We start from the raw sequence: 11,153 nt of genomic DNA on the forward strand, positions 1-11,153 counted from the left end.
CTACCGCGCCAAGTCCGGCGGCGGTCGCCGCTGGCACGAGTTCGACGCCGAGCTCTCTGCCGAGTCCGAGCGCCGCCGCACCCTGGAAGGCGAACTGCGCCGCGCGATCCCGGCCGGCGAGATCGAGCCGTGGTTCCAGCCCATCGTCGACGCCATGACCGGCCGCATGGTCGGCGTCGAGGTGCTGGCCCGCTGGCGCCATCCCGAGAAGGGCCTGCTCTCGCCCGCCGCCTTCGTACCGATGGCCGAGGAGCTGGGCCTGATCCGCACCATCGACGAGGCCGTGTTCGAGGCCGCCTGCGCCCGCACCGCGCCCTGGGTGGCCGACGGGCTCATCGAGGTGGTGTCGTGCAATGTCTCCCCGCGCGACCTGCTGGACCCCGGCTTCTCGCGCAAGCTGATGAACCGGCTCGCCAAGACCGCGCTGCCGGCCACGGCGCTCACCGTCGAGATCACCGAGACCTTCCTGCTGCAGGACCTGGGCCTCGCCCGCCGCCACATCGAGCGGCTCGCCGCCCGCGGCGTGAACGTCGCCCTCGACGACTTCGGCACCGGCTACTCCAACCTGCGCGCGCTGATGCACCTGCCGATCCAGACCGTGAAGCTGGACCGCTCCCTGATCGACGACGTCGGCCGCGACCCCCGCGTCTCCAAGCTGGTCGCCTCGCTGTTGCACGCCGCCCGCTCGCTGGGCGTGCGCATCGTCGCCGAAGGCGTCGAGCACGAGAGCCAGGCCCTTTTCCTGCGCTCCGCCGGCTGCGAACGGATGCAGGGCTACTTCTTCGCCCGCCCGATGCCGGCCGACGAGATGGAGGCCCTCCTCCGCGAAGCCAACGCCCCCCCGGCCCCGCGCCTCGCGGCGGCGGGGTAGCACCCTCCCCTCCCCCGAGCGAAGCGAGAGAGGGAGAGGGTAGGGAGGGGGCGGCTCAGGCATCTTGCGCCGCTCCGGGTCCCGATGACCCACCTTCGCTGAGTCCGCGTCACGGTTGCGAGGCGGCCGCACGGCGCCGCCCTCTCCCTACCCGTTCCCTCGGGCTTTGCCCCGGGGAAGAGGAGGCGCCCCTCGCCCAGGCGCGCGCGGCCGCGCTAAGAGAACCCATGTCCGACATCCCGCCGCCCGGCGCCCGGGTCTCGCCGTCAACGGCGCGCAACCGCGATCCGATCCTCGAGGTGCTGAAGCCGCGCCTCCCGGCCAGCGGCCTGGTCCTGGAGATCGCCGCGGGCGCCGGGGAGCACGCCGTCCACTGCGCCGCGGCGCTGCCTCGCCTGCAGTGGCGGCCGACCGATCCTGACCCCGAGGCGCTGGCCAGCATCGCCGCTTGGCGGGAGCACGCCGCGCTGCCCAACCTCTTGCCGCCGCTGCGCCTCGACGCGGCCGATCCCGACGGCTGGCCGGTCGAGAGCGCCGACGCGGTGGTCAACATCAACATGCTCCACATCTCGCCGTGGTCGGCGGCGCAGGGGCTGATGGCGGGCGCGGCGAGGGTGCTGCCGTCGGGCGGCCTGCTGTTCCTCTACGGCCCCTACCTCGAGCCCGACGTGACGACCGCGCCAAGCAACCTCGCCTTCGACACGAGCCTGCGCCGCCGCAATCCCGCGTGGGGTCTCCGCCGCCTGGACGACGTAACGACCCTGGCGGCGGCGCACAGCCTGGTGCTCACCGAGCGCATCGCGATGCCGGCCAACAACCTCTCACTGGTGTTCCGGAGGGCGTAGGGCTGAGAGCCAACGGCGCGCCATGGTTCTCGCGCTCCCTTCCTCCTCGATGGAGGAAGGGCCGGGGATGGAGGTGTGCGCAGGGCGGCGGAAGGTTCAGCGTCGATGGGCTCCGGCGCCCACTCGCGCCAAGCCTTCAACTCCGCGCCCCCACCTCCACCCAACCCTCCTCCATCGAGGAGGACGGTTGGGAATTACTACCTTCCGACGTCGCCCACGGGTGCTAATCGACGACCCTGGCCTATTCCATCGCCCGGCGCGCGCTCGCCTCCACCGCCTCGCGCGGGATCAGCCGGATCGTCGAACTGGCCTTGGCCAGCACCTTGCCTGCCGGGTCCAGCAGCCTGCCCTCGGCGAAGCAGGTCGCCTTGCCGCGGCGCTCGATCCAGCCCTCGGCCGTCACCCGCCCCGGCCGCGCCGGCGCGAAGTAGCTGACCTTCAGCTCCAGCGACATCGGGGTCATCTCCGGCGCGATCGACAGCGAGGCGTGCGCCATGGCCGCGTCGATCCAGCCGCAGACGAAGCCGCCTTGCGCCACCCCGCCCGAGTGGCACATCTGCGGGCCCACCTCATACTCGATGACGGCGCGGCCGCCCTCCCAGCTCACGATCCGCACCTGGCCCAGGGTGGACTGCAGCGTGGCGGCGACGGCGTCGGACATACGGACTTCCCCTCATACGCGTGCGCGCTCTTCCATACGCGTACGCCTCACCCCATATTGTGGTCAGAGTTTGGGACCACCTTTCAAGGACCATGAAGAACCACCTCCGCACCTTCACCCTGCTGGCCGCGATGACCGCCCTGTTCCTGGGCGTCGGCTATGTGGTCGGCGGCTCCATGGGCATGATCATCGCGTTCGTGCTGGCGGCGGCCATGAACCTCGTCAGCTACTGGAATGCCGACAAGATCGTGCTCGCCATGTACCGCGCGACCGAGGTCGATGCCGGCCACCCCGAGCCGCTGGTCCGCAACTATGTGGCCGACGTGCTCGCACTGGCCGCGCGGGCGAACATGCCGGCGCCCAAGGTCTATGTGATCGACCAGGACCAGCCGAACGCCTTCGCCACCGGCCGTGACCCGGCCCACGCCGCCGTCGCCGCCACCCGCGGCCTCCTGGGCATGCTCGACCGCCGCGAGATCCGCGGCGTGATGGCCCACGAACTGGCGCACGTGAAGCATCGCGACACGCTCACCATGACCATCACCGCCACCATCGCCGGCGCGATCGGCATGCTGGCCAACTTCGCTTTCCTGTTCGGCGGGCGCGACGAGGAGGGCCGCCCGACCGGCATCGTCGGCATGCTGGTGATGATGATCGTGGCGCCCATGGCCGCCGCCGTGGTGCAGATGGCGATCAGCCGCGGCCGCGAGTACGAGGCCGACCGCGAAGGCGCCGAGCTCTCGGGCGATCCCCAGGCCTTGGCCTCCGCCCTGCAGAAGATCGACGCCTACGCCCGCGGCGGCTATTTCAACCCCGACGCCGAGCGCAACCCGGCCACCGCCCACATGTTCATCATCAACCCCCTGGCCGGCCGCGGCACGGACAACCTCTTCTCCACCCACCCGTCGACCGAGAACCGCGTCCGGGCGCTGCTGGGGATGAGCGGACGCGAACGCGTCGCCGCCGCCCCGCGCGCCACCGCCGTCCCCCGCACCGAAACCCGCCGCATCGGCCCCTGGTCCTGATCTCCTCTCCCCCCGCGAAGCGGAGAGGAGGGCCTACTTCAACGCCGCCAGCGGCCGGGCCTTGTCCGCGCCCGCGATCAGCGCCCGCGCCTCGGCCGCGGCCTTCGCCGTCTCGGTCTTCCCCTCGGCGATCTCATCGGCGAGGCCCATCAGCTTCGGCCCCGTGACGGACCCCGCCTGCGCCTCCTCGGTCACCCGCACGCCACCGTCCGTGGCGATCGCCTTGTCCCAGGCCGCCCGCACCTCGGCCCAGTAGGCCTTGGTCTTGGCCCAGTAGTCGTCGGCCGCAGCCACCGGGTAGGCGTTGAACCTGTCGTAGGTGTTGACCACCACCTCGTGGACGTAGGTCACCGGCTTTCCGTCGCGGATCCCGACCTTGGCGTTGTCCTGCTCGTGCACCCAGCCGGTCGGCGTCAGCGCATGGCGGTTCACGCCCACGTACCAGGTGTAGACCGGGTGGCGGATCGCGTCGCGCCGCGCCAGCGGCCGCAGCGTCTCGTCGCTCTGCCAGCGCGCCACGCCGTGGTCGTAGACCCAACGCCCGACGCCGCCGTAGCGCGGACTGTCGTCCGTCTGCCAGACCGTCTGCGACCAGGCGCCCTTGCGCTTCTCCGCAGCCACCGCCTTCAGCGTCCAGCGGCCCGAGCTCTCGTAGACAACCACCTTGGCCGGCTCGTACGTCCAGTCCTGCCGCCAGTGCTTCACCACGGCCGGCTTCTTGTCCTCGCCCTCCACCACCAGCATGTGCTGCAGGCTGATGAAGTCGCCGCGGTCCGCGATCACCCGCACCACCTCGTGGCCGCCGCTCTTCTTGGGCTCCAGCGGCTTGTAGTCGGCCACGAACGGCACGGTCTCGCGCATGTCGAAGCGGACCTTGTAGTCGCCGGCCATCGCCAGGATCGAGCGGCGGTCCCGTTCGGGCGGCTCGCCGGCGGCGAGGGCGGGCAGGCTGGCGGTGATCGCGAAGGCGAGGCTGAGCGAGAAGCAGGTGCGGCGCGTGGTCATGGCGGATCCCAGGGTCATCAGAAACCGTACTCCAGCGAGACCGAAACGCAGCCGCCTCGCTCGCGCCGAATTCGCAGAATCGCTCGCAAACAAACCGGTGCATATGTCGGGGGTGCGACACTTTGGCGGCGACACGAATTCGCCCGGTTCGGGCACCTTATCTCCTAGCGGTTGAATCGGTTTGCACGCGTGCCGCGAGTTGGCGGCAGTAGACGGCGAATCGGCGCAACGTCCGCGTACGGACCGGGTGCATCCGTGAGCGGGAACATGACTGTTCCTTTGGAGGTTGGTCCCTCAGTGAGCACGCCGCCTATGACGACGCTGAAGCACACACTCGAAATCGACGCGCCCCCCAATGAAGTCTGGCGGGTCCTCACGACCCCCGAACTCATTCGCGAGTGGGCGGCCGCCTACAACGACGGCCTCTCCATCCGGACGTCCTGGCGCGAGGGTGAGCCGGTCACCTGGAAGGAGGCCGACGGCAGCACCCGCGCCGCCGGCGCCGTCGCGGCCATCCAGCCCGAGCGCCTGCTCAAGTTCGAGTACACCGAAGGCGTGGTCGCGCCCGAGGGCCGCTCGTTCTGCGACACCTTCGAGATCATCGAGCAGGGGCGGATGACCCGGCTGGAGTTCACCTCCGGCCCGCTCCGCGCCAACGACGCCAAGGCGCTGGAAGGCCCGACCGAGGACGCCATCCGCGAGATCAAGAGCCTCGCCGAAGAGTCCGCCCAGATTCACGGCGTCCGCTAGGCAGCCGAACGCCGATTGCCGAGGGGCGACCCAATCGGGCAAGGTCGCGCCATGCCCGACGAGCGCAAGAAAGACCGCTACGCCCTCCGCCCGGACGGAAAGGGCTTCACGGTCTACGTCATCTGGACCAGCGAGCCGGCGATCGTCGGCGGCGCCCCGCAGACCGGCCTCTCGGAAGAGGACGCCCGCCACATCATGGGCCTGCTCAACGACCAGGCCCGTCGCGGCGACTCGTCGATGCGGAAGGGCTAGACCCCCGCCGCCCGATCGCGGGCGGGGTCATGCGGGAATCTCCGCCAGGCCGTAGGCGATCAGGATGAGGCTCACTGCGTAGAGCGCCCACCCCGGATGGCGGCCGCGCGTGGCCCAGCAGTTGCCGACCACGGCGAACAGGTACGACGAGCCCACCAAGAGGCCCACCGCCAGCCGCGCCTGCGGTCCCACCGGCGCTGCAGCGACCGCCACCAGCGCCACGCCGCCCAGCAGCCAGTTGTAGGTCGAGAACTGCAGCAGGGCCGGGACGAGCCGCCGGATGGGTCGGCTCAACCCATCGCCCGCCAGCACGGGCCGCACCATCAGCCGCTGGGTCAGCACGCCGTGGATCACCGCCACGCCGGCGCCGATCACGCCCGCCGCCGCCAGGGCCCAGCTCTGCATGTCCATCACCATACAGTAATGTATGGTACTGAGGCTTGGGCGAGTCAATACACCTGTGTATGGTCCCGTCATGAGCGCCCGCCTCTCCAAGGCCCACTGGATCCGCCACGGCCTGCTCACCCTGGCCGGCGAGGGCGCGGGCGGCCTCAAGGTCGGCGCCATGGCCGAGCGCCTGAAGGTGTCGCGCGGCAGCTTCTACTGGCACTTCCGCGACATCGGCGACTTCCGCACCCAACTGCTGGCCGCGTGGCGCGAGGCCACCACCGACCAGGTGATCCGCGACCTCGACGCCCGCGCCCCCGGCCCCGGCGGCCTGCAGCTGCTGCTCCAGCGCACTCTGCGCCCCGGCCGCAGCCTGGAACGCGCCGTCCGCGCCTGGGCGGCCGAGGACCCGGAGGCCGCCGCCGCCATCGCCGAGGTCGACGCCCGGCGCGTGGCCCGCGTCGAGGGCCTGCTCACCGAGGCCGGCGTGCCCGCGGCCGTCGCCGCCCCCCGCGCCGCCTTCCTCTACTGGGCCTATCTCGGCCAGTCGGTGGTCATGGATCCGCGCCACAACACCATCCCGCCCGAGGCGATCGACGACATCGCCGCCCTCTTCGAGCGCTAGCCGCCGCTCCCTAGCCGAGCGTCGCGGCCCGCACCGCCCCGGCGGTCGCCCGCGCCGCCTCGTTCTCGGCCCGCCGCCGCGCGATCTCGTCGGGCGTCAGCGCCTCCAGGTTCATGTAGTCCCGCTTCCAGCCCGCCACCGGCCAGGCGAGCGGCGTCTGCACGGTCGTCCGCGGCCCCACGGCGTCCGCGAGCAGCCGCAGCGCCAGCTCGACCACCAGGTCCTGCGAGGCCACATCGCCCGGCAGACCGGCCGCATTGCCCAGCGGCACGTCCGAGAACAGGAACCGCGGCGCGCCCACATGCTCCACGACGTCCTTCGCCGCGCCCACCACGACGGTGGCGATCCCCGCCGCCTCCAGCACCCGCGCCACCAGGGTCATCGACTGGTGGCAGACCGGGCAGTTGGCCACCAGCACCGCGGCGTCCGCCCTGTCCTCGCGCAGCCGCGCCAGCACGTCCGGCGCGTCCACCTCCAGGGTGTGGCGCTGGCTGCGGTTGGTGGGTACGCCGTGGAAGCGCTCGGACACCGCCCCGATCCGTCCGGCCGCCGCGGCGCGCTTTAGCGCCGGCAGCGGGAACCAGCAGTTCTGGTCGTCCGACAGGTGCGCCCGGTCCACCGCCACGTGGCTCACCCGCAGGTCCGGCGCGCCTGCCGTGTCACCCGACCACACCGCGTAGAACTTGGCCGCCGCGTTGTACGGCGCGTCCTTCCCCTGGTCGCCCAGCTCGGGCCGGTACGGCGCCGCCGTGGTCAGGAGCGCCACCGTCGCCTCCGCCAGCGGCCGCCCCAGCGGCGCGAACGGGACGTCGTCGAAGTGCGCGTACCGATACGGCGGATAGCCAAGCGCGCCGTACCAGGCATGCGTGCGCGCGATGTAGTCGATCGGCGGGTCGGGGTGGTTCATCCCCTCATTGTCATCCCGGTTTCCGCGCAGCGGAAGACCGGCATCAGCGCCGCCAGTTCCTCCCCCATTCATGGGGGAGGGAGAACTACGGCTTCACCAGCGCGTCGTACACCCACGTCCGGTTCTTCCGCTGGTACTCCATGGCGAACTCGCGGGCCTGGATCATGAAGATCACGAACACCTCGTTCTTCGGATCCACCCAGAACTCCGTCCCCGCAATGCCCCACCACGAGAACGTGCCGTTTCCCGGCCGCTGCAGCTTGTCGTCGGTCACCAGGGAAAAGCCCAGCCCGAAGCCCATCCCGGCGCCGGGGAAGAACAGGCCCGCCCGGCGCATCTCCGGCGTCGTCTCGTCCTGCCGCATGCGCATCAGCGTCTGCTTCTTCAGGATCCGCACGCCCTTGTACTCGCCGTCGCCGGCCAGCATCAGCACGAAGCGCAGGTAGTCCTCGGCCGTCGACGACAGGCCGCCGCCGGCCGACAGCAGCACCGGTTGCTTGGTGTAGTCGTAGTACATGAAGGGCTCGGGCGCCTTCGGCTCGGCGAACCGCGCCTTCCTGCTCGCCGGCTGCACGAAGCCGGTGTCGGTCATCCCGAGCGGCCCGGTCACCCTGTCACGGACCAGTACGTCCAGAGGCTTGCCGCCGGCCACTTCCACCACGGCGCCCAGCACGTCGGTCGAGCGGGAGTAGTACCAGGCGCCGCCCGGCTCGGTGCGCAGCGGCAGCTTGGCGATCACCTTGGCGTACTCGCGCGCGCTGAGGTCGTTGCGGTTCTCGCCGCCCGCCGCCCAGGCCTTGGCGATCGGGCTTTGCGGCTGGATGAAGCCGTAGATCAGGCCCGAGGTGTGGCTCATCAGGTGGCGCACCAGCATCGGCTGGGTCGCGGGCCTCGTCGTCCCGTCGGCCTGCCAGACGACCAGGTCCTTGTATTCCGGCAGGTATTTCGAGACCGGCGCATCGATGTCCAGCTTGCCGTCCTCGACCAGGGTCATCGCCACCACCGAGACCACCGGCTTGGTCATCGAGAAGATGCGGAAGATCGTCTCGTCGCTGGGCGCCGCCGTCTGCCCGGGCCCCTGCAGGCCGAAGCCCTCTTGGAACACCACCTTGGCCTTGCGGCCCACCAGCAGGTAGGCGCCGGCGATCTTGCCGCTGGCCACGTCGGCCGCCAAAGCCTGGCGCGCCACGTCCAGTTTCGCCGGGTCGAACCCCAGCGCCGCCGCGTCGCCCTTGACGACCGACGAGGCCTTCGGATCGACCGCCTTCGCCGCCAGCGCCGGCTGCCCCGCCGCCATCGTCGCCGCCAGCACCCCGGCCAGCAGCCGCGCCTTCAGCTTGTCCGCCATCCCATCCCCCACGCGTTCTCGAGCGCCACCGTACCCTCCCTTCGACCCATGTCGCCAGGATTTCAGGAAGCCTGAGCGCAAACCAACCCCAGCTTGTCATCCCGGTTTTGGCGCAGCCAAAGACCGGGACCCATTGAACTCGGCGTTCGTTGGAAGGGCGCGGGCGGCGACGCTTCGAACAGCCTTCGGGCGCTCAGCTCAATGGGTCCCGGTCTTCGCCTGCGGCGAAGCCGGGATGACACTCAGTTTTGGTGACCCGCGCCTCGCCCCTTCCACCCCGGCCGCTTCCGCAACCGCACCCGCTGCGCGTTCAGCTTGGCCACCGCCTTGCGCGCCCCCCGTCCGCCGCGCGCCGCCACCTTCACCGCCTGCGCCAGGTACCAGTCCTCCCGATCCTCGCACACCGTCGCCACCGTCGCGGCGAACTCCGGCCGCGTCCGACACCAGGCGTAGAGCGTCCGCTGGCACGGCATCCCGGGCTCCAGGCTCAGGCTCCGCAGCGACCCACCCCGCGCCAGGCCCTCGACGATCCGGTCCTGCAGCTCGGGCGTCAGCAGATGCCGCCCCTTCGGCCGCTTCCGCCGCCAGCCGCCGATCGCCACCTGCAGCATCCGCTCGAACGCCGGGTTCTCGCGCCGCCACCGCGCCAGCACCGCCAGCGACGGGAACGCCTTGTCAGACCGCAGGATGGCCCGCAGCTTCTCGCCCTTCCACAGCCGCACGTAGATCCGCTCGCCGATGGCGGCGTCATAAGGCCGGAAGCGGGCCCTCGCGCGCTCAGCCTTCATCTCCGCCTTGCCCAGGTTCACCTGATGCACCTGCTCGGCGAAGGCGCCGTAGTTCATCCGCCAGTAGCGATAGGTCTTCTGGCTGGGCATCGCCGGGTCGCGCAGGATGTCGCCGATCCGCTCGCCCGCCCGCAGGCGCGCCAGCAGCGCCGCCGCCTTGGCCTCGTCCAGCATGAACCGTCGCCGGTACTCGCCTCGCACCCGCGCCTGCGCCACCTCCGCGGCAAACGCCGGATCGGCCCGCATCCAGCTGTTGACGCTGCTCATGTCCGGCATCCCCGGCTCCCGGCCGAAATGCTTCAGGAACTCCCCCGCCGCGAGCCGCTCCAGCACCACGGCGCGGATGTGCGGCGAGTAGGCATGCGGGGCGGGCTTCTTCTTCCTGGCCATCCCTGGGCAGATGGGAACATTTCGTGAACATTCAAGCGGGAGGCGTCATCCGCTGCTCGAAGGTCAGCACGATGAACTCGGCCGGCCGGATCAGCGCCAGCATCACGACCACCCGCAGGACACCGCCGTCGACGTCGGCCTGTGTCATGGTCTGGCCCAGCCCGCATTGCACCGCGAAGGCCTGCTCCGGCTTCACGCCCACCAGGCCGCCCCGCCGCCAGAGGCCCGTCAGGTAGGTTTCCACCAGGCCGCGCACCGCCAGCCAGGTTGCGGCGGTGTTGGGCTCGAAGACCAGGGCCGCCAGCGCCGGCCGCACGCTCTCCTCGATCATCTGGCACGTGCGGCGCACGCTGATGTAGCGCCAGTCCGCGCTGGCCCCGTCCAGCGTGCGCGCGCCCCACACCAGCACCCCCTCACCCGGAAAGGCGCGGATCGCATTCACCGAGCGGCCAGACAGGGGCGTGTTCAGGTCCTCCTGGTCCTGGGCGTCGATAGCGACGGCGGGCGCCATCACGCCGCTCAGGCCCACGTTGGCCGGCGCCTTCCAGACGCCGCGCGTGGCGTCGACCGTCGCGTAGATCCCGGCCAGGGCCGAGGCCGGCGGCATCAGGCCGAGCCGCGCGGCGGCGGCCTCGCGCAGCGCGTCGCCACCGCCGCCGGCGAACAGTTCGGCCACGTCGACGCCGTCGCCCTCGAAGTCCGCCGCGGTCAGCCCGTCGAACAGGCTCGTGCGCACCCACGGATAGTAGGCGGCGCCATAGCTCAGATGCTCGGTCCCGATCGCGTCGCGGAACGCGGCGACCACGTCGCCGCCGGGATCGCCGCGCGGCCGCTCGCCGCCGTGGATGTCCAGGATCGCGAACCGGTTGGCCGCCGCGCAGTGGGCCAGCATGGCGACCTGCAGGGCGTAGCACTCCGCCGCCGCCAGCTCGACGGCCTCAGGGATGACCACCAGCGTCGGCTCGGCCTCGCCCTCCAGCGCCGCCAGCCCCCGCGCCAGCGCCGCGGCCTCCACGGCCGGCGCATCGTAGCCGCCGACCGAGACGATCCAGCAGACCCCGCCCCCGTTGGCGAAGAACAGCCGCATGGCGTCGTGCAGCCGGAACGCCGGTCCAGAGCGCGTCAGCACATAGCCCTGCGGCGCCGCCGCCACCCGCAGCCGCGGCCGCGGCGGCCCCCCGAACACGGCCTCGAACTCCGCCATCGACCCGACCCGGACCGGCGTGTCCGGCGAGCCGGCCGCCGTGTAGCCGACGAACGCAGCAACCGCCGAGGCGACCTCCACCACCGCAACCCGCG

Annotated in this window: 13 protein-coding genes; 6 read left to right on the forward strand and 7 right to left on the reverse strand. The window is 71.4% G+C overall.

The features are described from left to right. The coding region (locus VGD44_RS00995; protein ID WP_331082942.1) for an EAL domain-containing protein at nucleotides 1-871 on the forward strand (871 nt) is incomplete at its 5' end. Nucleotides 872-1,098: 227 nt separating this feature from the next. Next, nucleotides 1,099-1,716, forward strand: a complete 618-nt coding sequence (locus tag VGD44_RS01000) for a DUF938 domain-containing protein (protein WP_331082944.1) — start codon at nucleotides 1,099-1,101, stop codon at nucleotides 1,714-1,716. A gap of 241 nt (nucleotides 1,717-1,957) precedes the next feature. On the opposite strand, the gene VGD44_RS01005 is transcribed toward VGD44_RS01000, so the two are convergent. Further along, complete coding sequence (locus VGD44_RS01005) at nucleotides 1,958-2,377, reverse strand: PaaI family thioesterase (RefSeq protein WP_331082946.1); 420 nt, start codon at nucleotides 2,375-2,377, stop codon at nucleotides 1,958-1,960. Nucleotides 2,378-2,469: 92 nt separating this feature from the next. Between VGD44_RS01005 and htpX the strand changes: the two genes are divergently transcribed. After that, nucleotides 2,470-3,402 (forward strand): zinc metalloprotease HtpX, encoded by a 933-nt coding sequence (htpX, locus tag VGD44_RS01010; protein WP_331082948.1) that lies wholly within the window; start codon nucleotides 2,470-2,472, stop codon nucleotides 3,400-3,402. Between the two features lie 33 nt (nucleotides 3,403-3,435). Here htpX and VGD44_RS01015 read toward each other — a convergent pair whose 3' ends face one another. Further along, nucleotides 3,436-4,425 carry a DUF6607 family protein gene (locus VGD44_RS01015; protein ID WP_331082950.1) on the reverse strand — a complete coding sequence of 330 codons (990 nt, stop codon included), beginning with the start codon at nucleotides 4,423-4,425 and terminating at the stop codon, nucleotides 3,436-3,438. A 294-nt stretch (nucleotides 4,426-4,719) separates the two neighbouring features. Between VGD44_RS01015 and VGD44_RS01020 the strand changes: the two genes are divergently transcribed. Next, the gene (locus tag VGD44_RS01020) at nucleotides 4,720-5,157 is read left to right on the forward strand and encodes an SRPBCC domain-containing protein (protein ID WP_331082952.1); all 438 of its coding nucleotides are present in this window, start codon (nucleotides 4,720-4,722) and stop codon (nucleotides 5,155-5,157) included. Nucleotides 5,158-5,208: 51 nt separating this feature from the next. Then, a complete protein-coding gene (locus VGD44_RS01025; RefSeq protein WP_331082954.1) occupies nucleotides 5,209-5,409 on the forward strand; it encodes a hypothetical protein in 201 nt (66 codons plus the stop codon). A gap of 27 nt (nucleotides 5,410-5,436) precedes the next feature. Here VGD44_RS01025 and VGD44_RS01030 read toward each other — a convergent pair whose 3' ends face one another. Further along, nucleotides 5,437-5,814 carry a hypothetical protein gene (locus VGD44_RS01030; protein ID WP_331082956.1) on the reverse strand — a complete coding sequence of 126 codons (378 nt, stop codon included), beginning with the start codon at nucleotides 5,812-5,814 and terminating at the stop codon, nucleotides 5,437-5,439. Nucleotides 5,815-5,884: 70 nt separating this feature from the next. Between VGD44_RS01030 and VGD44_RS01035 the strand changes: the two genes are divergently transcribed. Continuing rightward, the gene (locus tag VGD44_RS01035) at nucleotides 5,885-6,421 is read left to right on the forward strand and encodes a hypothetical protein (RefSeq protein ID WP_331082958.1); all 537 of its coding nucleotides are present in this window, start codon (nucleotides 5,885-5,887) and stop codon (nucleotides 6,419-6,421) included. Between the two features lie 10 nt (nucleotides 6,422-6,431). Here VGD44_RS01035 and VGD44_RS01040 read toward each other — a convergent pair whose 3' ends face one another. From VGD44_RS01040 to VGD44_RS01055, 4 genes are all read right to left on the reverse strand, one after another. Beyond that, entirely contained in the window at nucleotides 6,432-7,328 is an 897-nt protein-coding gene (locus VGD44_RS01040) for a glycine/sarcosine/betaine reductase selenoprotein B family protein (protein WP_331082960.1), read from the reverse strand. Nucleotides 7,329-7,413: 85 nt separating this feature from the next. Continuing rightward, complete coding sequence (locus VGD44_RS01045) at nucleotides 7,414-8,676, reverse strand: serine hydrolase domain-containing protein (protein WP_331082962.1); 1,263 nt, start codon at nucleotides 8,674-8,676, stop codon at nucleotides 7,414-7,416. A 242-nt stretch (nucleotides 8,677-8,918) separates the two neighbouring features. After that, nucleotides 8,919-9,854: a hypothetical protein gene (locus VGD44_RS01050; protein ID WP_331082965.1), complete on the reverse strand. Its 936-nt coding sequence runs from the start codon at nucleotides 9,852-9,854 to the stop codon at nucleotides 8,919-8,921. Nucleotides 9,855-9,885: 31 nt separating this feature from the next. Further along, nucleotides 9,886-11,153 (reverse strand): phage tail sheath family protein (locus tag VGD44_RS01055; RefSeq protein WP_331082967.1); only part of this gene is annotated, 1,268 nt, incomplete at its 5' end.

The organism is Phenylobacterium sp. (assembly GCF_036402295.1).
Classification (GTDB): Bacteria; Pseudomonadota; Alphaproteobacteria; order Caulobacterales; family Caulobacteraceae; genus Phenylobacterium.

What these genes read in the sequence shown, in the direction of transcription:
- VGD44_RS01025 (WP_331082954.1), top strand. Translation starts at nt 5,209, where the DNA reads ATGCCCGACGAGCGCAAGAAAGACCGCTACGCCCTCCGCCCGGACGGA.
- VGD44_RS01015 (WP_331082950.1), bottom strand. Translation starts at nt 4,425, where the DNA reads ATGACCCTGGGATCCGCCATGACCACGCGCCGCACCTGCTTCTCGCTC.
- VGD44_RS01040 (WP_331082960.1), bottom strand. Translation starts at nt 7,328, where the DNA reads ATGAACCACCCCGACCCGCCGATCGACTACATCGCGCGCACGCATGCC.
- VGD44_RS01020 (WP_331082952.1), top strand. Translation starts at nt 4,720, where the DNA reads ATGACGACGCTGAAGCACACACTCGAAATCGACGCGCCCCCCAATGAA.
- VGD44_RS01035 (WP_331082958.1), top strand. Translation starts at nt 5,885, where the DNA reads ATGAGCGCCCGCCTCTCCAAGGCCCACTGGATCCGCCACGGCCTGCTC.
- VGD44_RS01050 (WP_331082965.1), bottom strand. Translation starts at nt 9,854, where the DNA reads ATGGCCAGGAAGAAGAAGCCCGCCCCGCATGCCTACTCGCCGCACATC.
- VGD44_RS01045 (WP_331082962.1), bottom strand. Translation starts at nt 8,676, where the DNA reads ATGGCGGACAAGCTGAAGGCGCGGCTGCTGGCCGGGGTGCTGGCGGCG.
- VGD44_RS01000 (WP_331082944.1), top strand. Translation starts at nt 1,099, where the DNA reads ATGTCCGACATCCCGCCGCCCGGCGCCCGGGTCTCGCCGTCAACGGCG.
- htpX (WP_331082948.1), top strand. Translation starts at nt 2,470, where the DNA reads ATGAAGAACCACCTCCGCACCTTCACCCTGCTGGCCGCGATGACCGCC.
- VGD44_RS01005 (WP_331082946.1), bottom strand. Translation starts at nt 2,377, where the DNA reads ATGTCCGACGCCGTCGCCGCCACGCTGCAGTCCACCCTGGGCCAGGTG.
- VGD44_RS01030 (WP_331082956.1), bottom strand. Translation starts at nt 5,814, where the DNA reads ATGCAGAGCTGGGCCCTGGCGGCGGCGGGCGTGATCGGCGCCGGCGTG.